Source organism: Allofranklinella schreckenbergeri, assembly GCF_003703475.1.
Classification (GTDB): Bacteria; Pseudomonadota; Gammaproteobacteria; order Burkholderiales; family Burkholderiaceae_C; genus Lampropedia; species Lampropedia schreckenbergeri.
In genome coordinates this window covers 45,072-66,159 of record NZ_RDQM01000004.1, presented here as the reverse complement: position 1 = coordinate 66,159, position 21,088 = coordinate 45,072, and the positions used below count along the sequence as shown (strand labels likewise).

Below are 21,088 nucleotides of genomic sequence, written 5' to 3'. Positions count from 1 at the left end.
AGAATTGCCGAAATAAGGCTATTTATTTTCCTATTGAAATATAATTTGGCTTGATTGCACGCCCTTGTCTCCGCTTTTGCCGCACGATGGAAGAACCGAATCTGGCCGATTTCCCCGCCGCCTTGCCCCGCCCCCAGGCGCTGTATGAGGACAAGCACCTGCTGGTGCTTTTCAAGCCGCATGAAATGCTCAGCGTGCCCGGGCGCGGCGAGCACAAGCGCGATTCGCTGGCCTGGCGGGCGCAGCAGTACTGGCGCAATGCGCTGATCGTGCACCGGCTGGATATGTCCACCTCTGGCCTGTTGGTGCTGGCGCGCAATCCCGACGTGCATCGCCAGCTCTCGATCGCCTTCGCCCAGCGGCGCGTGCACAAGCGCTACACGGCGGTGGTGGCGGGTGTGATGGCCGAGCCTGCGCAGCCCGATGCCCAGGGTTGGGGCGTGATCGACAAGCCCCTGGCGCTCGATTGGGAGCGCCGCCCGCTGCATGTGGTCGATCCCGTCAACGGCAAGCCCAGCCAGACGCGCTGGCGCATCCTGCCCGCCCGCCCGGACGATACGGCCTACCCCATCGCCCACACGCGGCTGGATTTGGAGCCGGTAACAGGCCGCACCCACCAATTGCGCGTGCATTTGCAAAGCGAGGGCCACGTCATCCTGGGCGATCCGCTCTACGCCCAGGGCGAAGCGCTCAGCGCCGCGCCACGCCTGCTGCTGCACGCGCGCGAGTTGGCGTTTACACACCCTGTCAGCGGCAAAGAACTGGCGTTTGAGTCGCCTGCGAGGTTTTGAGGCGCACGGCGTTCGCCGCGCGGGATGGGCTATGGCAACTGCGCCAGCGCTTGCTGGTAGGCGGGCGCTTGCATGAGGGCGTCCCAGCCTGGGGCGGGGGTGGTGGGCAGCAGGGCTTGGCGGCGGCGTTCGGATTGGGGGTTGGGTTGCCATTGGCCGGTTTGCAGGGCGGTGTGCATGCCGCCGAGCCAGGCGTCCAGCGCGGCACCGCCGTGCAGGCTTTGGTTGCACAGCAGCAGCAAGTCGCAGCCTGCGTGCAGGGCAGCGATGGCGGCTTCGGTGGCGCTGAGGCTGCGTCCGGCCATCGCCGCAGCGCCAGCCATGCTGAGGTCGTCGCTGAAGATGGCGCCGTCAAAGCCGAGCTGGCCGCGCAGGATGTCGGTGAGCCAGCGGGCGGAAAAACCGGCGGGGCGCTCATCGACTTGGGGATAGACGACGTGCGCGGCCATGACGGCGGCCAGCCCCGGTTGTAGCCAGGCGTAGGGGGCGGCGTCGTCTTGCAAGATGGCTTGCAGGGGGCGCTGGTCGTAGGGGATGTCGGTGTGCGAATCGGCTTGCACGTAGCCGTGGCCGGGGAAGTGCTTGGCGCAGTGCTGCATGCCCGCTTGCCGCAGGCCGTGGATGAGGGCCTGGGCCAGGCGGGCGGTGGTGGCGGCATCGGGGGCGAAGGCGCGGTCGCCGATGACGGTGCTGCCGCCCCAGTCGAGATCGACGACGGGGGTAAAGCTCAAATCCACACCGCAGGCGCGCAATTCGCTGGCGAGGACGTAGCCGCAGGCGGTGGCGGCGGCGATGGCGCGTTGCGCGCCGGGGGGGAGGGCTTCATCGGCAGGGACGCTGGGGCGCTTGCTTGGGTCAGGCCGTGGCGCGCTGGGGCTGTCTTCCAGCCAGAGCTGGCCGAGCGCGCGCATGGGAGGCAGGGTGGTGAAGCCGTCGCCGCGAAAGCGCTGCACGCGCCCGCCTTCCTGATCGACGCAGATGAGCAAGTCGCGGCGCACGGCTTTGATGTCGGCGCACAGCCTGGTGAGCTGGCGGCGGTCGTGCCAGTTGCGCGCGAACAGAGTGAGGCCGCCGACCAGCGGGTGCGCGAGGCGCTCGCGGTCGATCGCTTGCAGCTCTGTGCCGGCGATGTCGATGAATAGCGGGGCGTGCGTGGTGGGCATGGTTTTATCGATCAAGGGAAATAAAATTGCCTGTTTTTGGCTTGAAGGGTATCAAGTAATTTTTATTTGCTATAAAAATGCATCATGCAGCGCTGCCGTGCAGGACTTGGGCGAAAGCGCCTGCGTCGATATTGGCGCCGGTGAGGGTGATGCCCACGCGCTGGCCGCGCAGGCTGTCGCGCTCTTGCATGGCGGCGGCGAAGGAGGCCGCGCCCGAGCCTTCGGCCAGGTTGTGGGTGTCGCTGTAAATGGCACGCATGGCGGCGGCGATTTCTTCGTCGCTCACTTGCACGATGCGATCAAGCCCCGCTTGCATGATGGCCAGCCCTTCGGGGTGGGCGCGGCGCACGGCCATGCCATCGGCCAGGCGGGTGCTGGCGGGCGCTTCGACGACGCGGCCTGCGGCCAGCGAATCGGCATAGGTGGTGGCGTGGCGGCTGACGACGCCGACGATGCGCGTGGGCAGGCCCAGCGCCTGCTTGGCGGCGATGGCTGCGCACGCGCCGCTGCCCAGGCCGATGGGGACGTAAACCACGTCCAACGCGGGCGCGGCTTTGAAAAATTCCCACCAGTAGGTGGCTACGCCGGTGAGCAGCTCAGGCGCGAAGCTGGGCACCATGTGCGCGCCGCGCTCGGCGGCCAGGCGCTGGGCGTGATCGACGCTGGCGATGAAGTCCTCGCCGTATTCAACGAGGTGGACGCCCAGGGCGCGCATGGCGGCGTTTTTCTCGGCCGAGTTGCCGTGGGGCACGACGATGGTGCAGGGCACGCCGTGGGCGCGGGCGGCCCAGCCAATGCTTTGGCCGTGGTTGCCGCGCGTGGCGCTGATGACTTCGCGCGGCAGCGCGCCGCGCGCATGCAGGGCGGCAAAGTAGGTCAGCCCGCCGCGAATCTTGAACGCGCCCACGGGGGTGTGGTTTTCGTGCTTGAGCCAGCATTCGGCGCCCAGGCGCTCGCACAGCAAGGCCCAGCGGTATTGGGGTGTGGGTGGAAATTCGCGGTAAATGATGTGGGCGGCGGCCTCGATCTCGGCCAGGGTGGGCAAGGGCATGTGTGGCATGAAGTGGGTTTTTTGTCGATTTATTTTATCGATCAATAGGAAACAAAATTGCCTTGTTTTGGCAATTTGGTATTGGATTTGATTTTCCTATGATTGATTATTTTGGTGATCTGGGGCGGCGTCGGTTTCCGCGATGCAAAAGGCCACGGCGTAGTCGTTTTCATCGGTGAGGGTGAGGTGAAAGCGCAGCCGACGCGCCTGGCACCAATCGTGCAGGGCGCCGTGGGTGTGGATGCGCGGCTGGCCGCTGGGGTGGTGGGCCACTTCGCAGTCGCGCCAGTTCATGGGGGCATGCAGGCCTAGGCCGATGGCTTTGCTAAAGGCTTCCTTGGCGGCAAAGCGGGTGGCGATGAAGCTGTGCCCGCGCGCAGCGTTGCGCGCCGCGCGGCTCTGCCAGGTGGCCAGTTCGGCGTCGCTGAGGATTTTTTGCGCAAAGCGCTCGCCGTGGCGCTCCAGCGCCTGGGCGATGCGGCGGATGTCGCAGATGTCGGTGCCAATGCCGTAAATCATGATTATTTCAATTCAAAAGAAATAAAAATTTCCTGTTTTGGCAATATGAATGGTTATTGTTGTTTCTTTTGAATGGAATTTTTGAAGGCTTAGTGGTTGCGCTTTTTGCGCTGCGCTTTGGTCAGTCGGGGCGCGGGGGCGTGGGGGGCTGCGGTGGTGTGGGGTGCGGCGCTTTTTTGACCCACTTTCGGCTCGGTGCCAGCAAGCAAGCGGGCGATGTTGCCGCTGTGGCGGTAAAACAAGATCACCGCCATCACGCCCAGCATGAAGGGCACTTGCGGCGTGCTGCCCCAGGCCAGGCCGGAGCCGAGCCAGTAAATGATGGGTGCCGCAGCCGCCGCCAGCAGCGACGAGAGCGAGGACATGCGCGAGCCTGCCAGCGCCAGCAGCCAAACGCCAGCCACCAGCAGCCCCAGCCAGGGGCTGATGCCCAGCAGCACGCCCAGAGCGGTGGCCACGCCTTTGCCGCCTTTGAAGCGCAAAAAGACGGGCCAGACGTGCCCGGCAAAGGCGCACAGCCCCACCAGCGCTTGCGCGCCTGCGCCCAGACCGTAGCGCGGGCCCCACCAGCCCACCAGGGCCACGGGCAGCCAGCCTTTGGCGGCATCGAGCAGCAAGGTCAGGGCGGCGGCGGATTTGCTGCCCGAGCGCAGCACGTTGGTCGCGCCTGGGTTGCCGCTGCCAAACGAGCGCGGATCGGCCAGGCCCATGAGGCGGCTGACGACGACGGCAAAGGGCACAGAGCCCAAGAGGTATGCGCCCAGACACGCCGCAGCGAGCGCGGCCCAATCCATCCCTTGCATGGCGGTTGACTCCGGTATCGAAAAACAAAGGGCGCATTATCCATGCGGCATTGGGGCGGCCGAGGCGCTGGCCCGTGGCTTGGGCGCTGATTCAGCAGCCGTTTGGGGCGAAAGGGCGGCGGGCAGGGCAGGGATAATGCGCAGCCGATTTTTCTCCCTTCATGCTTTTCTTCTAGTTGTGATGAGCGCATCCATGAGTGCATCCCCATTCCATTCAGGCGCTTTGAGCGTCGTTGTGCTGGCCGCCGGCAAGGGCACGCGCATGCAAAGCCGTTATCCCAAAGTGCTGCAAACCCTGGGCGGGCGCGCCCTGCTGGCGCATGTGCTGCAGACCGCCGGGCAGTTGCAGCCCGCGCAATTGGTGCTGGTGACGGGCCACGAAGCGCAGCAGGTGGAGGATTACGCCAGCCAGCACGCCGCTGCGCTGCTGCCGAAAACGGCGCTGACGTGCGTACTCCAGTCGCCCCAGTGCGGCACAGGCCATGCCATGCAGCAGGCCGCGCCCGCGCTCGCCGATGAACACATGGTGCTGGTGCTGCTAGGGGATGTGCCGCTGGTGACCGCGCCGACGTTGCAGGCGGTTTTGGATTTGTGCGCCAACCAGCGTGTGGCCTTGCTGAGCGTAGAGCTGGACGACCCGAGTGGGTATGGCCGTATCGTGCGCGATGCCGCTGGCCAGGTGCAGAGCATTGTTGAACAAAAAGACGCCAGTGAAGCGCAGCGTCGCATCCGCGAGATCAACAGCGGCATCATGGCCTTCCCCGCCCGCCTGTTGAAGCCGTGGCTGGAGAGGCTGCGCAACGACAATGCCCAAGGGGAGTATTACTTGACGGACGTCATCGCCATGGCGGTTAGCGAAGGCGTGGAAGTGCAGGCGCATTGTTTGCCGCAGGCCCAGGCCTGGCAGGTGGAGGGCGTCAACAGCCCGGCGCAATTGGCGGCGCTGGAGCGGCGCTATCAGCGCATGCAAGCGGAGCAATTGATGGCCCAGGGCGTTCGCTTGGCGGATCCGGCGCGTTTTGATTTGCGCGCCCGCCCAGGCAGCGCTTTGCCAGGGGTGCTGCATTGCGGGCCGGATGTGCATATCGACGTGGGGTGTGTGTTTGCCGGTGAGGTCCATTTGGGAGCGCAAACGCAGGTGGGCGCTTACTGCCACATCGCCCAGGCCCAGATAGGGCAGAGGGGGGTAATCCACCCGTACTCTCATGTGGATGGCGAGGCCCAAGGCGTGCGCGTGGGCGATGAGGCGCGCATCGGCCCGTTCGCCCGCTTGCGCCCCGGGGCCGATTTGGCCGATGAGGTGCATATCGGCAACTTCGTTGAGGTGAAAAACAGCACGCTGGCGCGTGGGGCCAAAGCCAACCATCTGGCCTATCTGGGCGACGCCAGCGTGGGCGAGCGCGTCAATTACGGCGCAGGTGCCATCACGGCCAACTACGATGGCGCCAACAAACACCGCACCACCATCGGCGCCGATGTGCATGTAGGCAGCAACAGCGTGCTGGTTGCGCCAGTGATGCTGGGCGAGGGCGGCACCATCGGGGCCGGTTCAACCATCACGCGGGATACGCCTGCCGGGAGTTTGACGGTTACACGGGCGAAAACCTTGACAGTGGCTCATTGGCAACGCCCGACGAAAAACAAGCGCTAAGTGGGGGCGGCGCAATTCTTTCAAAGTGTGTCAACCATGGGCTAGAATCGCCGCCGCAGTTGGGGCCGGTCAAAGAATTGAGCCGCCAACTGGATTGGTGCATCGCGCAGCGAAATCTTCGGTGCAAGAACGCTGCCGTGCAGCGCCAATATTCGATATAAGCGTTGTTGGCACACCAGCAACATCAATAAAAAGCCCCGTGGTTGCGATGACGCAGCGGCGAGGGTCGCACGATGGCATCTACCCATGAATCTCGATCAGTATCTACCGGTTCTACTGTTCATCCTGGTTGGCGCCGCTATTGGGGTTGTCCCGATGGTGCTCGGTTGGATTCTGGGGCCTACCCGGCCTGATGCAGCCAAAAACTCCCCTTACGAATGCGGCTTTGAAGCCTTTGGGGATGCGCGCATGAAGTTCGATGTGCGCTATTACCTGGTGGCCATTCTTTTTATCCTGTTCGACTTGGAAATCGCCTTTCTGTTTCCCTGGGCGGTGGCTTTGCGCGACGTCGGATTGACGGGCTTTGTGGCGGTGCTGGTGTTCCTGACGATTCTGGTGATCGGCTTTGCCTATGAGTGGGCCAAAGGTGCGCTGACCTGGGAGTGATCCCGGTGCTGTTGCGACTGCATTCGGTCGGGCTTGACGTGTCCGCCTGAGGAGTACAAACAATGATTGAAGGTGTCCTGAAGCAAGGGGTGGTGACGACCACCTATGACGCTGCAGCGAATTGGGCGAAGACAGGCTCTTTATGGCCTATGACGTTCGGATTGGCGTGCTGTGCGGTAGAGATGATGCACATGGCGGCCTCCCGTTACGACGTGTCGCGTTTTGGTGCGGAGGTGTTTCGTGCCAGCCCGCGTCAGGCTGATTTGATGATTGTGGCAGGAACTTTGTGCAACAAAATGGCGCCCGCCTTGCGCAAGGTTTACGATCAAATGGCCGAGCCACGGTGGGTGATTTCCATGGGCTCTTGCGCGAATGGTGGTGGGTACTACCACTACAGCTATTCGGTGGTGCGCGGTTGCGACCGGGTTGTGCCCGTGGATGTTTATGTGCCCGGTTGTCCTCCTACGGCGGAGGCATTGCTGTACGGCATCATTCAATTGCAGCAGAAGGTGCGTCGCACCAACACGATTGCGCGTGTTTGAGAGGTGATGCTATGAATATGTCTTTTGCTGCCGAGGCGATTCGCCCTCAAACGCTGTGCGATAACGTGCGGGCGGAATTGGGCGAGTTGGCTAAGCGTGTTGAGGTATCCATCGATCAAGTGGTGGTGGACTTGGCTGCCGCCCATTACGTGGAAGCCATGCGGCGCCTGCGCGATGCGAAGTCTTGTCAGTTTGAAGTTTTGATCGATTTATGCGGCATGGATTTTTCCGAGTATGGAAACCATGTTTGGGAGGGGCCTCGCTTTGCTGTGGTGGTCCAACTGCTTTCCGTCAGCTTGAATCAGCGCGTGCGCGTGCGTGTTTTTGCGGAAGATGACAACTATCCCGTACTGCCATCGCTGATTGGCATTTGGCGCTCTGCCAACTGGTTTGAGCGAGAGGCCTTCGACTTGTTTGGGATTGTTTTTGAAGGGCACGACGATTTGCGTCGCATCTTGACCGACTACGGTTTTATCGGCCATCCCTTCCGCAAAGATTTCCCGCTGTCGGGGCATGTGGAGATGCGTTACGACGAGGTGCAAAGGCGTGTTGTCTACCAGCCTGTGACCATTGAGCCGCGCGAGATCACGCCACGCATCATCCGCGAAGATCACTATGGAGGTGTGCGCTGATCGGGTCTTGATCCGTTTGGTAATCGACTATGGCTGAAATCAAGAACTATTCGCTCAACTTCGGGCCGCAGCATCCGGCGGCGCACGGGGTGTTGCGCCTGGTACTCGAGCTTGATGGGGAAGTGGTGCAGCGCGCCGATCCGCACATCGGTTTGCTGCATCGTGGCACGGAAAAGCTGGCTGAGCACAAGACTTTTCTCCAGGCCTTGCCCTATATGGATAGGCTGGATTACGTCTCCATGATGTGCAATGAGCACGCTTACTGCCTGGCGGTCGAGAAGTTGCTGGGCATTGAGGTTCCTCTGCGGGCGCAGTACATCCGCGTGCTTTTTTCGGAAATTACCCGCATTCTCAACCACCTGATGTGGCTGGGGGGGAATGCCAACGATGCGGGCAGCTCTACAGTGCTGATTTATGCATTCCGTGAGCGGGAAGATTTGTTCGATATGTACGAGGCGGTTTCGGGTGCGCGCATGCATGCGGCCTATTTCCGTCCAGGGGGGGTGTACCGTGACCTGCCCGACTCCATGCCTAAACAAAAGCCGTCCAAGGTGCGCAGCCAGCGTAGTTTGGACAAGATTAATGAGGCGCGGCAGGGGAGCTTGCTCGACTTTATTGAGGACTTTACGCGCCGCTTCCCCAAGTGTGTGGATGAATACGAAACTTTGCTGACGGATAACCGCATCTGGAAGCAGCGTACCGTTGGCATTGGCGTAGTGTCTGCGCAAGATGCGATGAATCTGGGTATGACAGGGCCTATGTTGCGTGGCTCGGGTGTGCCTTGGGATCTTCGTAAAACTCAGCCTTACGATGTGTACGACCGCGTGGATTTTGATGTGGCCGTTGGTGTGGCTGGTGATTGTTATGACCGCTATTTGGTGCGCATGCATGAAATGCGTGAGGCCAACCGCATCATGAAGCAGTGTGTCGATTGGCTGCGAGCCAACCCAGGGCCAGTGATTACGGAGAACCGTAAAGTAGCGCCGCCGCCTCGTGCGCGCATGAAAGCGGGCATGGAGGATTTGATTCACCACTTCAAGCTTTTTTCTGAAGGCATGCGCGTGCCTGAAGGTGAGACTTACGCTGCGGTGGAACACCCCAAAGGGGAGTTTGGTATTTACATGGTCAGTGATGGCGCAAACAAGCCTTATCGCATGAAGATCCGCGCGCCAGGTTTTGCCCATCTTTCCGCCATGGATGCCGTTACCCGTGGCTATATGCTCTCGGATGCCGTGATGGTGTTGGGCTCGCTGGATATTGTGTTTGGGGAGGTTGATCGATGATTACCGAAGCCACCAAAGCGCGTTTTGCGCGTGAGGTAGCCAAATATCCGGCTGATCGCAAACAGTCGGCCGTCATGGCCTGCCTGTCCATCGTGCAGCAAGAGCAGGGATATATCTCTCAAGAGAGCGAAGCGCAAATTGCTGCTTACCTGGAAATGCCCGAAATCGCTGTGCATGAGGTCACAACCTTTTACAACATGTACAACCAGCACCCAGTGGGTAAATACAAACTTGCTGTGTGTACGAATTTGCCTTGTCAGTTGCGGGGCGGGCGCGAGGCGCTGGAATATTTGGAGCAGCGCCTGAAAGTGCATATGGGTGATACCACCGTGGATGGCATGTTCACTTTGCAGCAGTGCGAGTGCCTGGGGGCTTGTGCCGATGCGCCTGTCATGCTTGTGAATGATCGTGACATGTGCAGCTTCATGGACAAGCAGCGGCTGGATCAATTGGTTGATGCATTAAGTGCGGAGGCCAGTAAATGAATCAACGAATGAAAGATGTTTTGCTGCCCTTCAAAGCTTCGGGTGAGCAAACCTGCTTCCACGGTCGGCATATCAATCCTCAAATTTATGCAGGGCTCAATGGTCGCAACTGGTCTATCAAGGATTACATCAGCCGTGGCGGCTATGAGGCTCTGAAGAAGGTCCTTGGCAAAGACGGCGGAGCGGGTATGTCGCAAGACGACATGATCGCAACCCTGAAGGAGTCTGGCTTGCGCGGTCGCGGAGGTGCGGGCTTTCCTACGGGTCTGAAATGGAGCTTCATGCCGCGCAACTTTCCTGGTCAGAAATATGTGGTGTGTAATTCCGATGAAGGGGAGCCGGGTACATGCAAGGATCGGGAAATCCTCATGCACAACCCCCATATCGTGATCGAAGGCATGATATTGGGCGGCTATACCATGGGAGCCAGCGTGGGTTACAACTATATCCACGGGGAGATTTTCGAGGCCTATGAGCGCTTTGAGGCTGCCTTGCAAGAAGCGCGTGAGGCGGGCTTCTTGGGCAGGGACATTTTGGGCAGCGGATTCAGCTTTGAGCTGTACGCCCATCATGGCTTTGGCGCCTACATCTGCGGTGAAGAGACAGCGTTGCTTGAATCTATCGAAGGCAAAAAAGGGCAGCCGCGCTTTAAGCCTCCTTTCCCAGCTAGCTTTGGTTTATTTGGCAAGCCCACTACGATCAACAATACTGAGACTTTTGCAGCAGTTCCCTGGATTGTGCGCAATGGCGGTGCGGCCTACTTGGCTTGCGGTAAGCCGAACAATGGCGGCACCAAGATTTTCTCTGTCAGCGGCGATGTGCAATTGCCTGGCAATTATGAAATTCCGCTTGGCACGCCTTTTTCGAAGCTGCTTGAGCTTGCTGGTGGTATGCGTCCGGGGCGCAAGTTGAAGGCGGTTATTCCTGGCGGCTCCTCCTCTCCTGTCATTCCCGCTGACATGATGATGGAGTGCACGATGGACTACGACAGCATTGCCAAGGCTGGCTCTATGCTGGGCTCGGGGGCTGTCATTGTGATGGATGACACACGTTGCATGGTCGAGTCACTGGCTCGTCTGTCTTATTTTTATATGCACGAGTCTTGTGGCCAATGCACGCCTTGTCGAGAGGGCACAGGTTGGCTCTCAAGAGTGGTGGATCGAATTTTGGCTGGTCATGGTCGCCCGGGCGATCTGGAATTACTTGATAACGTGGCCGGCAACATCATGGGGCGCACCATTTGTGCGTTGGGTGATGCTGCGGCTATGCCTGTGCGGGCCATGCTCAAGCACTTTCGACAGGAATTCGAGGCCAAGATCCAGACGGCTCAACCCCAGATGCAACCGCCAGAGCCGCTAATTCCCGGCATGGCCGGTTCCATCATGGCAGCCGCTGCCGCCAATGCAGTACAGCGCCGTGCGGCCTGAAGTGATGAAGTGAGCGCCCTATGATTGAAATCGAACTCGATGGCAAGAAGGTGGAGGTGCAGGAAGGCAGCATGGTTATGCATGCAGCCGAGAAATCCGGCACTTACATCCCGCACTTCTGCTATCACAAAAAACTTTCTATCGCTGCCAGTTGCCGCATGTGCCTGGTGGAAGTGGAAAAAGCGCCTAAGCCGCTGCCGGCGTGTGCAACTCCAGTGACGCAGGGTATGGTGGTGCACACCCACAGCGCTAAAGCCGTGCAAGCACAGCAATCGGTGATGGAGTTTTTGTTGATTAACCATCCGCTGGATTGCCCTATTTGCGATCAGGGTGGTGAATGTCAACTGCAAGATTTGGCTGTTGGCTATGGCGCTGGCGCGTCCCGTTATCAAGAAGAAAAGCGTGCTGTTCGCCATAAAGATGTGGGGCCTTTGATCTCTATGGAGGAAATGTCGCGCTGCATCCACTGCACCCGCTGTGTGCGCTTTGGCCAGGAGGTTGCCGGGGTGATGGAGCTGGGGATGATCAATCGTGGTGAGTTCTCGGAGATCACGACCGTCAAGGGCAACACTGTGGATTCGGAGTTGTCGGGCAACATGATTGATATTTGCCCGGTTGGCGCGCTCACTAGCAAGCCTTTCCGTTACAACGCTCGCACTTGGGAGTTGTCGCGTCGTAAGTCTGTGGCACCTCACGATTCTTCAGGTGCCAATTTGGTTGTGCAGGTGAAAAATCACCGTGTCATGCGTGTATTGCCTCTGGAAAACGAGGCGGTGAATGAATGCTGGATTGCTGACCGTGATCGTTTTTCTTACGAGGCGCTCAATGGTAGCGAGCGTTTGAGCGCTCCGATGATTAAGCAGGGTGGGCAATGGCTGGAAGTCGGCTGGCAGCAGGCACTGGAATACATAGCGCAAGGCTTAGGCTGTATTCGGGACCAGCATGGTGCACAAAGCATTGGCGCCTTGGTCAGTCCGCATAGCACCTTGGAAGAAATGCTGCTTATCAAGCAGTTGATGAACGGGTTGGGTAGCGACAACATCGATCATCGTTTGCGTCACGCAGAGTTTTCCAAAGCTCCCGGAGTGCGTTGGCTGGGTACCTCCATTGCATCGCTTTCTACCTTGGAGCAAGCAGTGGTGATCGGCTCGAATTTACGCAAAGAGCATCCACTGTTCGCGGCCAGAGTGCGTCACGCGACACGAGCGGGCGCACAGGTATACGCCTTCGCTGAGCACGCTTATGACTGGGCTATGCCTGTGGCTTATGCTTGGAAAGTGCCTGCGGCTCAATGGTTGCCTGCGCTGGCTGGATTAGCAGCGGCAGTGGCGGCTGAAAAAGGCATTTCTAGTCCCTTTGGCACAGGGATGCCGGTAAGCGATGCGGATCGCGCTGCAGCGCAACAGTGGCTTGCAGGCTCGGGAGTCAAAACGATTTTGTTGGGCAATGCCGTAGCGCATCATGAGCAGGCTGAGGCTTTGTTGGCTGTGGCGCAATGGCTGGGCGCGCAAATCGGTGCCAGCGTTGGCTATCTCACAGAAGCAGCAAATACTGTGGGGGCTCAATGGGTGGGCGTGCAGCCCCAAGCTAACGGTTTAAATGCTGCACAAATGCTTGCCGGCGGACTCAAAGCGGCATTTTTGTTGAATGTCGAGCCTCAGTGGGATAGCGCCGCTGGTGCTAATGCTGTAGAAAGTCTAAAACGATCGGATATGGTCGTCACCCTGAGTCCGTTTAAGACGAATTTGGAGTGTTCCGACGTTTTGTTGCCTGTTTCTCCGTTTACAGAGACTTCGGGAACGTTTGTGAATGCCGAAGGGCGTGTGCAAAGCTTCCATGCGGTTGTCAAGCCTTTGGATGAAACACGTCCCGCTTGGAAAGTGCTGCGTGTGTTGGGGAACTTGATGGGGCTCCCAGACTTTGATTACGACGAAACGCCGCAGATTCTTGCGCGTTTCTGGGGTGGTCAGCGGCCTGAGTTTGTTCCGTTGGAATTGTTGAATAACACGGCTGCGCGGCAGGAAGTCCAAGTGTGCGCAGCCAGTGCTTCACCAACAGTTGCTGCGATGTACCAATTAGATGGCATTGTGCGCCGTGCTCCCGCCCTGCAAGCGACGCGAGATGCCCGTTTGGGAGAGCGAGCCGGTTGGGCTTTGGAGGACGTTGCCTCCTCAGAACTCACTATGAAAACCATGATGCCAGAGGTGAGTGCATGATTGATGCGATTTACAACTGGTTTGACCATTTGATTGATGCGTCCTGGTGGAGCGGGCTGGTTTGGCCGGTTATTTGGAGCCTGATCAAGATCATTGCCATCATTGCGCCGTTGATGATTGCTGTGGCTTACACCACGCTGTGGGAGCGTAAGCTACTGGGGTGGATGCAGGTGCGTTATGGGCCAAACCGCACAGGCCCTTGGGGCCTTTTGCAGCCCATGGCCGATGGTCTTAAGTTGTTGACCAAGGAGTTGATTCTCCCCACTGCTGCCAGCCCAGTGCTGTATTACTTAGGTCCTGTGATGGCCATCATGCCGGCATTGGCGGCTTGGGTGGTGATTCCATTTGGACCCGATGTGGCGCTTGCCAATGTGCATGCAGGCGTGTTGCTGGTCATGGCTATTACGTCCATTGAGGTCTATGGTGTGATCATCGCTGGATGGGCCTCTAACTCCAAGTATCCGTTTTTGGGTGCTATCCGTGCCTCAGCGCAAATGATCAGCTATGAAATCGCCTTGGGTTTTTGCTTCTTGGGCGTCGTGATGATCACTGGCAGTATGAACTTCAGTGACATCGTGGCTTTACAACAGAACTGGAATTGGGGTGCATGGGGTATTCCAGACTTGGGGCTGAATTTCCTAGCTTGGAACTGGGTGCCTCTGCTGCCTTTGTTTGTGGTCTACATGATTTCCATCGTTGCGGAGACCAATCGCCATCCCTTTGACATGGTGGAAAGTGAAGCCGAGATCGTTGCCGGACATATGGTGGAGTACTCCGGCATGGGGTTTGCCATATTCTTCCTGGGTGAGTACGCCAGCATGTGGCTGGTTTCTTTCCTGGCGGCTATTTTGTTCATGGGTGGATGGGATGCGCCATTGGCCTTTTTGGACTTCATTCCAGGTTGGATTTGGCTAGGCCTCAAGGCTTCGGCCGTGATCACATGGTTTATCTGGATTCGCGCTACGTTCCCACGCTTCCGTTATGACCAGGTGATGCGCTTGGGTTGGAAGATTTTCATTCCTGTCACTCTGATTTGGGTGGTAGTGGTCGGGCTTTGGCTGTTCTCGCCACTGAATATTTGGGGATAAAGGAGGCTCGCGCCCATGACACAAGCCACGATGGAAAAGAGCAAACCTTCTCCTGTTTCGGAAAGTGTTTTTTCGCTCAAGGACTTTATTAAAAGCTTCACTCTTTGGGAGCTGCTCAAGGGGATGGCGCTAACAGGCCGTTACGCTCTGAGTCCGCATGTGACATTGCAATACCCAGAGGAAAAAACGCCGTTGTCTCCGCGTTTTCGGGGGTTACATGCTTTGCGCCGTTATGAAAACGGCGAGGAGCGTTGCATTGCTTGCAAATTGTGTGAAGCTGTTTGCCCTGCTATGGCGATCACGATTGAATCGGCAGAGCGGGATGACGGTTCGCGTCGCACGACGCGTTATGACATCGATTTGACCAAATGCATCTTCTGCGGCTTTTGTGAAGAAAGCTGCCCAGTTGACTCCATTGTGGAAACATCGATATTCGAGTACCACGGTGAAAAGCGTGGCGACCTATATTTCACTAAAGAAATGCTATTGGCGGTTGGGGATCGTTACGAGAAGGAAATCGCAGAGGCCAAAACGGCCGATGCGCCTTATCGTTAAACCCTGCTAATGCATTTGCCAGGCTGATAAGAAGACCGTCATGGACGTCCGAATTGCGTTTTTCTACCTTTTTTCTGCCGTGCTGCTGTTTGCAGCAGTACGCGTGATTACGGCGCGTAATCCCGTGCACGCCGTGCTGTATTTGATACTCGCATTCTCGCAAGCTGCGGGCTTGTGGTTGCTGATTCGAGCGGAATTCCTCGCCATTTTGTTGGTGATGGTTTATTTGGGGGCAGTGATGGTGCTGTTCCTTTTTGTTGTGATGATGCTGGATATTCGCATTGAGCGTCTGTCTCGCTCGTTGATGAGGACTTTGCTGCAAACGCTGCCATTGGCCTTGACGATTTTTGTTGTGGTCGTGGGGCAAATGGTAGTGGCATTGTGGTTGGGCTTCCCCGTGACTGATTCGGCAGGGGAGGTCATCGCCGCGCATCCGGATTACAACAATACGCGTGAACTGGGCAAGCTCATGTACAGCGAATACATCTTGCCTGTACAGGTTGCCGGTGTCATTTTGCTGGTGGGCATGATTGCTGCAATTGCTCTGACACTGCGGGAGAAGCGTCGTGATACCAAGGCGTTAGATGCATCCAGGCAAGTGCATGTGAAGGCGGCTGATCGTATGCGAGTCGTCCAGATGCCCGCTGTACGTAAAGTGCACGATGAGCCAACTGCCGCGGCAGAAAACAATGCTGCGCAAGCCAAAGGGGATAAATCATGAGTGCACAGCACACAGGGATGGATTGGAGCCAGCTTGGTCACTACTTGGGAGTTGGTGCCGATAGGGCATTAACGTTAGGGTTGCCACATTTTTTGACTTTGGGTGCGATTCTGTTTGCACTTTCGGTGGTAGGGATATTTCTCAATCGAAAAAATCTCATTGTGCTGCTCATGGCTATTGAGTTGATGTTGCTGGCTGTCAATATGAACTTTGTCGCTTTTTCTTATTTTTTAGGCGATTTGCATGGGCAGGTATTTGTGTTTTTCATCATGACTGTTGCGGCAGCTGAGGCGGCTATTGGTTTGGCGATTTTGGTGCAGTTATTTCGTACGCGTACCAGCATCAATGCCGATGAGTTGTCCACACTCAAGGGTTAAGCAGGGGGCTGAATCACATGACATCAACACTCACTGCGTCAACCTTGATTTGGGTGCCTATGGCCCCCTTGATGGGGGCACTTATCGTCGGTATTTTTGGTACCGCCATGGGGGGGAATCTACTGGGGCGCAAAGCCGGTCATTCCATCACTATTGCTGGCGTGGCTATTGCGTTTCTGTTGTCGGCAATGACTCTTTGGCGCGTCACGGATGGTGCGCCAGTTTTTAATCAGACACTTTACCAATGGGCTGTGCTTGGTAATTTGGTGATGGAAGTGGGGTTCCAGGTCGACAGTCTGACCGCCATGATGATGGTGGTAGTGACTTTTGTTTCCCTCATGGTGCATCTCTACACCATTGGCTATATGCATGAGGATCCGGGATATAACCGATTTTTCTCCTATATCTCGCTGTTTACCTTTTCCATGCTGATGCTGGTGATGAGTAACAACATGCTGCAACTGTTTTTCGGATGGGAAGCAGTAGGCTTGGTGTCTTATTTGTTGATTGGCTTTTGGTACACGCGATCAACAGCGGTGTTTGCCAACCTGAAAGCTTTTTTGATTAACCGCGTTGGTGATTTTGGGTTCATTCTTGGTATTGGTCTATTGGCTGCCAATGTGGGCTCTTTTAATTACGTTGAGGTTTTTGCGCGCTCGGATTATTTGGCGACGCTGAGCTTGCCTGGTACCCAGTACAGCTTGTTGACTGTGGCCTTGATTTGTTTGTTTATCGGGGCTATGGGTAAATCGGCGCAATTCCCGCTGCATGTCTGGCTGCCGGACTCTATGGAGGGGCCGACGCCTATTTCAGCCTTGATTCATGCGGCCACAATGGTGACGGCTGGGATTTTCATGGTGGCCCGTTTTTCTCCCTTGTATGAACTGTCGGATACGGCGTTAAGCTTTATTCTCATCATTGGCGCTATTACCGCATTTTTCATGGGTTTGTTGGGCTTGATTCAAAACGATATCAAGCGGGTGGTTGCTTACTCTACCCTGTCCCAACTGGGCTATATGACTGTGGCGCTAGGTGCGTCTGCATACCATGTTGCTGTGTTCCACTTGATGACGCATGCTTTCTTTAAGGCATTGCTGTTTTTGGGAGCAGGCTCTGTCATCATGGGTTGCCACCATAACCAGGATATGCGTTATATGGGCGGGCTGTGGAAGCGCATGCCTATTACGTGGTTTACCTCATTGCTCGGGTCGCTGGCTTTGATTGGCACGCCATTGTTTGCAGGCTTTTATTCTAAGGATGCCATTATCGAGGCGGCTCATTTTAGTAATTTGTGGGCGGCTGATATTGCCTATTGGGCTGTGCTTTCGGGTGTATTCATCACAGCCTTTTATTCGTTCCGGATGTACTTTATGGTTTTCCATGGCGAGGAGCGTTACGACCAGGATCCTCATGCGCATGAGCACCATCACGATGACCACGGTCATGGCCATGACCATAAGCCACACGAATCGCCTTGGGTCGTTACCGTGCCATTAATGTTGCTGGCTATTCCGTCAATTTTTGCGGGATGGGTGGTTGTGCCTTTCCTGTTCGGTGACTTCTTCTCTGGGGTTATTACCGTGGATACTGCTGCTCATCCGGCGATGGAAAAGTTGCGTGAGGTCATCCACGGTCCCTTCAGCATGGCTCTGCATGCTTTTGTCACTCCTCCGTTGTATTTGGCTGCGGCTGGAGTGTTGGCGGCGTGGTACTGCTATATGGTCAATCCTAGGGTCCCAGCGTTTTTCAAGGAAAAATTCAATTGCCTCTACCGCATCTTTGAAGCCAAGTACGGCATGGATAAACTCTGGATCGACATCATCGGCGGTAATTTCATGCGTTTGGGCCGTGTCTTCTGGAAAGCTGGCGATCAAACATTGATTGATGGGGCTGTAGTGAATGGCTCCTGGAAAACGGTTGGCTGGATTGCAGGCATCGTGCGTTGGTTCCAGTCGGGTTATATCTACTACTACGCGCTGGTCATGATTCTGGGTGTGTTCGCGCTCATGTCGTATTTCGTGTGGCGGAGCTACTAGGAGAACAGGAAAAATGGCTTGGTTGAGTCTCGCTATCTGGGTGCCCATTGTGGCGGGCATCTTGCTCCTACCACTGAATAAGCCCTCGCAGGCGCCGCTGGTGCGTTGGTTGGCATTGGTTGGCGCCTTATTGGGGCTGTTGGTGACATTGCCGCTCTACACCGGCTTTGATACCAGCACAGCGCAAATGCAGTTTGTTGAAAAGGCAAGCTGGATTCCTGCGTTCAATATTCAATACCACTTGGGTATTGATGGGCTGTCTTTTTGGTTTGTGCCTTTGACAGCGTTTATTACGGTGATTGTGGTGGTTGCTTCATGGGAAAGCATTACCACCCGTGTGAATCAGTACATGGCAGCGTTCCTCATCCTTTCAGGATTGATGGTGGGGGTATTTAGCGCCCTGGACGGCATGCTGTTTTATGTTTTTTTCGAGGCTACTCTGATTCCCATGTATCTCATCATCGGTGTGTGGGGAGGGCCTCGGAAGATTTATGCGGCCTTCAAGTTTTTCCTCTACACCCTGTTGGGCTCGTTGCTGACTCTGGTGGCGGTTATCTACCTCTACAACACTTCGGGGGGGAGTTTCAGTATTCTTGCTTGGCATAAACAGCCCTTGTCGCTGCTGGAGCAAACGTGGATTTTCTTTGCTTTCTTCGCCGCGTTTGCGGTGAAGATTCCCATGTGGCCCGTGCACACTTGGCTGCCTGATGTGCACGTAGAAGCGCCTACGGGAGGCTCGGCTGTATTGGCTGCGATCATGCTGAAGCTGGGGGCTTATGGCTTTCTGCGTTTTTCGCTTCCCATTGCGCCAGATGCGGCGCAGGAATACGCTTGGTTGATGATTACCCTGTCCCTGATTGCCGTTATTTATGTGGGATTGGTTGCAATCGTGCAGGAGGATATGAAAAAGCTGGTGGCTTATTCATCCGTGGCCCACATGGGTTTTGTGAGTTTGGGCTTTTTCCTCTTTAACAAGTTGGGCATGACCGGGGCGATTGTGCAGATGGTTTCGCACGGCTTTGTTTCTGCGGCCATGTTCCTGGCTATCGGGGTTCTCTACGATCGGATGCACACACGTGAAATTTCGGCTTATGGTGGTGTGATAAACACCATGCCCAAGTTCGCAGCGTTTGCTTTGCTGTTTGCGATGGCCAATTCGGGCTTGCCTGCAACGGCCGGTTTCATTGGCGAGTGGATGGTCATTTTGGGTAGCGTGCAATACAACTTCATGATTGGGTTGCTGGCGGCTACGGCTTTGATTTTGGGCGCCGCGTATTCGCTGTTGATGTTCAAAAAGGTTTATTTGGGCGATGTGAAGAATGAGCAGGTGCGGGCTTTGAAGGATATCAATGGACGAGAAATGCTGGTGATGGTTACGCTGGCTGTGTGCGTCTTGTATATGGGTATCCATCCCAAACCATTTACCGACATCATGGATGTCTCCGTCACCCACCTGCTGGCCCATGTGGCGCAGGCGAAGCTACAGTAAACCATCCCGCGAAGAGAGACGACGATGATTGATAGTTATGGCTGGGTAGCCGTATATCCAGAGTTGGTGCTGCTCATCATGGCCAGCATCATCACACTGCTGGACCTCACGGATAAAAGTCGCCTGCGCACCCTGACCCATGGTATGACCATGTTGACCTTGGCCGTGGTGGCGGGGATGCATTTTGCTTACGCCCTGAAGGGCAATACCTTCTATGGTTTTGGCAACATGATGGTGGTGGATTCGATGGCCAGTTGGCTCAAGGGTTTTGCTGCCGTCAGCGTGATGGTGACGCTGGTGTATTCCCGCTCCTACGCGGCCAGTCGTGACATGCTGCGTGGCGGCGAACTGTTTGTATTGGCCCTGCTGGCGTTGTTGGGGATCGATTTCATGATTTCTGGCAACAATTTGCTGCTGCTCTATCTCGGTCTGGAGCTTTTGACCCTGTCCAGTTACGCTTTGGTGGCCTTGCGTCGCGACGATGTGGCGGCGACGGAAGCTGCAATGAAGTATTTTGTTCTGGGCGCGATGGCAAGCGGTTTCTTGCTCTATGGCATGTCTATGCTGTATGGGGCAACGGGATCGCTGGATATTGGAGAAATCTTCCGCGTGATCGACAGCGGCTTGTTTGATAGCCAACACGTGCTGGTATTCGGCTTGGTCTTTATTGTCGCCGGACTGGCCTTCAAGCTGGGAGCTGTCCCTTTCCACATGTGGATTCCGGATGTGTACCACGGCGCGCCAACATCTGTGACCCTGTTGATTGCATCTGCGCCCAAATTGGCGGCTTTTGGCATCATCATGCGAATGTTGGTTGATGGCTTGCTGCCGTTGGCTGCTGACTGGCAGCAAATGCTCGGGGTGTTGGCTATCTGCTCGCTGTTCATCGGCAACGTGGTTGCGATTGCGCAAACCAATTTGAAGCGCATGCTGGCGTATTCAACCATTTCTCACGTGGGCTTCATTTTGCTGGGACTGATGGCGGGCGTTCACGGCTCGGAGTTCAGCGCCGCGAGTGGTCAGGCGGCTTACAGCTCGGCCATGTTCTATGTCATCACTTATGTGCTGACGACATTGGCGACCTTTGGGCTGATTATGTTGCTTGCGCGGGAAGGATTCGAGTCGGACGAAATCCGTGACTTGGCAGGGTTGAATCAACGCAGTCCGCTTTATGCGGGGATCATGGCGATGTGCATGTTCTCTTTTGCTGGCATTCCTCCGCTTGTGGGGTTTTATGCCAAGTTCGCCGTGTTGCAGGCGTTGCTCGATTCCGGCTCCAATCTGCACGTCATGCTGGCCGTGTTCGCTGTGATCATGTCGCTGATCGGCGCTTTCTATTACCTGCGCGTTGTGAAGGTCATGTATTTTGATGCGGCTCCAACCGATGCGCAGCCGGTGCAAGGCCCTTGGGATGTGAAGGCAGTGCTGGGCCTCAATAGCGCCTTGCTGTTGGTCTTGGGCTTGCTGCCAGGTGGCCTCATGGCCTTGTGCGCAGAAGCAATCCTCAATGCGCTGAGTACCTGAGATTGCATTTACTTGTGCTGATCGTTGCAGGCGGCCCATGCGGCCGCCTTTTTCATGGCGTTGAGCCTGAGCGCCTGCTCTCAAAATCCACGCGCCGGGCTTATCCCCGGGGGCAGGGCGGTCTGCAAG

Annotated in this window: 19 protein-coding genes and 1 pseudogene; 16 read left to right on the top strand and 4 right to left on the bottom strand. The window is 56.7% G+C overall.

Annotated features, from left to right (window positions below):
- The first annotated feature begins 86 nt into the window (after positions 1 to 86).
- Positions 87 to 791 (top strand): RluA family pseudouridine synthase, encoded by a 705-nt coding sequence (locus tag EBQ26_RS04035; protein WP_122237748.1) that lies wholly within the window; start codon positions 87 to 89, stop codon positions 789 to 791.
- A gap of 29 nt (positions 792 to 820) precedes the next feature.
- Here the strand turns inward: EBQ26_RS04035 and nagZ are convergent, their stop codons facing one another.
- From nagZ to plsY, 4 genes are all read right to left on the bottom strand, one after another.
- Complete coding sequence (gene nagZ / locus EBQ26_RS04030) at positions 821 to 1,954, bottom strand: beta-N-acetylhexosaminidase (RefSeq protein ID WP_122237867.1); 1,134 nt, start codon at positions 1,952 to 1,954, stop codon at positions 821 to 823.
- A gap of 82 nt (positions 1,955 to 2,036) precedes the next feature.
- On the bottom strand, positions 2,037 to 3,014 hold the full coding sequence (locus tag EBQ26_RS04025) for a threonine dehydratase (RefSeq protein WP_122237747.1): 978 nt from the start codon (positions 3,012 to 3,014) through the stop codon (positions 2,037 to 2,039).
- Between the two features lie 87 nt (positions 3,015 to 3,101).
- Positions 3,102 to 3,524, bottom strand: a complete 423-nt coding sequence (gene acpS / locus EBQ26_RS04020) for a holo-ACP synthase (RefSeq protein ID WP_122237746.1) — start codon at positions 3,522 to 3,524, stop codon at positions 3,102 to 3,104.
- Positions 3,525 to 3,613: 89 nt separating this feature from the next.
- Positions 3,614 to 4,318 (bottom strand): glycerol-3-phosphate 1-O-acyltransferase PlsY, encoded by a 705-nt coding sequence (plsY, locus tag EBQ26_RS04015; RefSeq protein ID WP_122237866.1) that lies wholly within the window; start codon positions 4,316 to 4,318, stop codon positions 3,614 to 3,616.
- Between the two features lie 202 nt (positions 4,319 to 4,520).
- Between plsY and glmU the strand changes: the two genes are divergently transcribed.
- The 15 genes and pseudogenes from glmU (at position 4,521) to nuoN (ending at position 20,959) form a co-directional block, all read left to right on the top strand.
- Positions 4,521 to 5,978, top strand: a complete 1,458-nt coding sequence (gene glmU, locus EBQ26_RS04010; protein WP_122237865.1) for a bifunctional UDP-N-acetylglucosamine diphosphorylase/glucosamine-1-phosphate N-acetyltransferase GlmU — start codon at positions 4,521 to 4,523, stop codon at positions 5,976 to 5,978.
- A gap of 246 nt (positions 5,979 to 6,224) precedes the next feature.
- Positions 6,225 to 6,584, top strand: a complete 360-nt coding sequence (locus EBQ26_RS04005; protein WP_122237745.1) for an NADH-quinone oxidoreductase subunit A — start codon at positions 6,225 to 6,227, stop codon at positions 6,582 to 6,584.
- 62 nt (positions 6,585 to 6,646) lie between these two features.
- Positions 6,647 to 7,126, top strand: coding sequence for a NuoB/complex I 20 kDa subunit family protein (locus tag EBQ26_RS04000; RefSeq protein ID WP_122237744.1), 480 nt, complete (start codon positions 6,647 to 6,649; stop codon positions 7,124 to 7,126).
- A 17-nt stretch (positions 7,127 to 7,143) separates the two neighbouring features.
- Positions 7,144 to 7,758, top strand: a complete 615-nt coding sequence (locus EBQ26_RS03995; protein WP_122237743.1) for an NADH-quinone oxidoreductase subunit C — start codon at positions 7,144 to 7,146, stop codon at positions 7,756 to 7,758.
- A 29-nt stretch (positions 7,759 to 7,787) separates the two neighbouring features.
- The gene (locus EBQ26_RS03990; RefSeq protein ID WP_122237742.1) at positions 7,788 to 9,041 is read left to right on the top strand and encodes an NADH-quinone oxidoreductase subunit D; all 1,254 of its coding nucleotides are present in this window, start codon (positions 7,788 to 7,790) and stop codon (positions 9,039 to 9,041) included.
- Complete coding sequence (nuoE, locus tag EBQ26_RS03985) at positions 9,038 to 9,526, top strand: NADH-quinone oxidoreductase subunit NuoE (protein WP_122237741.1); 489 nt, start codon at positions 9,038 to 9,040, stop codon at positions 9,524 to 9,526. Before EBQ26_RS03990 ends, nuoE begins: the two co-directional genes overlap by 4 nt.
- Positions 9,527 to 9,534: 8 nt before the next feature.
- A pseudogene (gene nuoF, locus EBQ26_RS03980) lies at positions 9,535 to 10,863 on the top strand (NADH-quinone oxidoreductase subunit NuoF); the annotation flags it as partial.
- Between the two features lie 110 nt (positions 10,864 to 10,973).
- Positions 10,974 to 13,169: an NADH-quinone oxidoreductase subunit NuoG gene (nuoG, locus tag EBQ26_RS03975; RefSeq protein WP_122237740.1), complete on the top strand. Its 2,196-nt coding sequence runs from the start codon at positions 10,974 to 10,976 to the stop codon at positions 13,167 to 13,169.
- Entirely contained in the window at positions 13,166 to 14,257 is a 1,092-nt protein-coding gene (gene nuoH / locus EBQ26_RS03970; protein WP_122237739.1) for an NADH-quinone oxidoreductase subunit NuoH, read from the top strand. The genes nuoG and nuoH overlap by 4 nt, the downstream gene beginning before the upstream one ends.
- A gap of 15 nt (positions 14,258 to 14,272) precedes the next feature.
- On the top strand, positions 14,273 to 14,812 hold the full coding sequence (gene nuoI / locus EBQ26_RS03965; protein ID WP_238944126.1) for an NADH-quinone oxidoreductase subunit NuoI: 540 nt from the start codon (positions 14,273 to 14,275) through the stop codon (positions 14,810 to 14,812).
- Between the two features lie 40 nt (positions 14,813 to 14,852).
- Positions 14,853 to 15,533 carry an NADH-quinone oxidoreductase subunit J gene (locus EBQ26_RS03960; RefSeq protein ID WP_122237738.1) on the top strand — a complete coding sequence of 227 codons (681 nt, stop codon included), beginning with the start codon at positions 14,853 to 14,855 and terminating at the stop codon, positions 15,531 to 15,533.
- Positions 15,534 to 15,550: 17 nt separating this feature from the next.
- The gene (gene nuoK / locus EBQ26_RS03955) at positions 15,551 to 15,910 is read left to right on the top strand and encodes an NADH-quinone oxidoreductase subunit NuoK (protein WP_122237862.1); all 360 of its coding nucleotides are present in this window, start codon (positions 15,551 to 15,553) and stop codon (positions 15,908 to 15,910) included.
- 17 nt (positions 15,911 to 15,927) lie between these two features.
- The gene (gene nuoL / locus EBQ26_RS03950; RefSeq protein ID WP_122237737.1) at positions 15,928 to 17,946 is read left to right on the top strand and encodes an NADH-quinone oxidoreductase subunit L; all 2,019 of its coding nucleotides are present in this window, start codon (positions 15,928 to 15,930) and stop codon (positions 17,944 to 17,946) included.
- Positions 17,947 to 17,959: 13 nt separating this feature from the next.
- The gene (locus tag EBQ26_RS03945) at positions 17,960 to 19,435 is read left to right on the top strand and encodes an NADH-quinone oxidoreductase subunit M (protein WP_122237736.1); all 1,476 of its coding nucleotides are present in this window, start codon (positions 17,960 to 17,962) and stop codon (positions 19,433 to 19,435) included.
- A gap of 24 nt (positions 19,436 to 19,459) precedes the next feature.
- On the top strand, positions 19,460 to 20,959 hold the full coding sequence (gene nuoN, locus EBQ26_RS03940; protein ID WP_122237735.1) for an NADH-quinone oxidoreductase subunit NuoN: 1,500 nt from the start codon (positions 19,460 to 19,462) through the stop codon (positions 20,957 to 20,959).
- Positions 20,960 to 21,088: the final 129 nt, after the last annotated feature.

Coding starts and splice junctions, on each gene's coding strand:
- EBQ26_RS04035 (WP_122237748.1), top strand. CDS start 87: ATGGAAGAACCGAATCTGGCCGATTTCCCCGCCGCCTTGCCCCGCCCC.
- nagZ (WP_122237867.1), bottom strand. CDS start 1,954: ATGCCCACCACGCACGCCCCGCTATTCATCGACATCGCCGGCACAGAG.
- EBQ26_RS04025 (WP_122237747.1), bottom strand. CDS start 3,014: ATGCCACACATGCCCTTGCCCACCCTGGCCGAGATCGAGGCCGCCGCC.
- acpS (WP_122237746.1), bottom strand. CDS start 3,524: ATGATTTACGGCATTGGCACCGACATCTGCGACATCCGCCGCATCGCC.
- plsY (WP_122237866.1), bottom strand. CDS start 4,318: ATGGATTGGGCCGCGCTCGCTGCGGCGTGTCTGGGCGCATACCTCTTG.
- glmU (WP_122237865.1), top strand. CDS start 4,521: ATGAGTGCATCCCCATTCCATTCAGGCGCTTTGAGCGTCGTTGTGCTG.
- EBQ26_RS04005 (WP_122237745.1), top strand. CDS start 6,225: ATGAATCTCGATCAGTATCTACCGGTTCTACTGTTCATCCTGGTTGGC.
- EBQ26_RS04000 (WP_122237744.1), top strand. CDS start 6,647: ATGATTGAAGGTGTCCTGAAGCAAGGGGTGGTGACGACCACCTATGAC.
- EBQ26_RS03995 (WP_122237743.1), top strand. CDS start 7,144: ATGTCTTTTGCTGCCGAGGCGATTCGCCCTCAAACGCTGTGCGATAAC.
- EBQ26_RS03990 (WP_122237742.1), top strand. CDS start 7,788: ATGGCTGAAATCAAGAACTATTCGCTCAACTTCGGGCCGCAGCATCCG.
- nuoE (WP_122237741.1), top strand. CDS start 9,038: ATGATTACCGAAGCCACCAAAGCGCGTTTTGCGCGTGAGGTAGCCAAA.
- nuoG (WP_122237740.1), top strand. CDS start 10,974: ATGATTGAAATCGAACTCGATGGCAAGAAGGTGGAGGTGCAGGAAGGC.
- nuoH (WP_122237739.1), top strand. CDS start 13,166: ATGATTGATGCGATTTACAACTGGTTTGACCATTTGATTGATGCGTCC.
- nuoI (WP_238944126.1), top strand. CDS start 14,273: ATGACACAAGCCACGATGGAAAAGAGCAAACCTTCTCCTGTTTCGGAA.
- EBQ26_RS03960 (WP_122237738.1), top strand. CDS start 14,853: ATGGACGTCCGAATTGCGTTTTTCTACCTTTTTTCTGCCGTGCTGCTG.
- nuoK (WP_122237862.1), top strand. CDS start 15,551: ATGGATTGGAGCCAGCTTGGTCACTACTTGGGAGTTGGTGCCGATAGG.
- nuoL (WP_122237737.1), top strand. CDS start 15,928: ATGACATCAACACTCACTGCGTCAACCTTGATTTGGGTGCCTATGGCC.
- EBQ26_RS03945 (WP_122237736.1), top strand. CDS start 17,960: ATGGCTTGGTTGAGTCTCGCTATCTGGGTGCCCATTGTGGCGGGCATC.
- nuoN (WP_122237735.1), top strand. CDS start 19,460: ATGATTGATAGTTATGGCTGGGTAGCCGTATATCCAGAGTTGGTGCTG.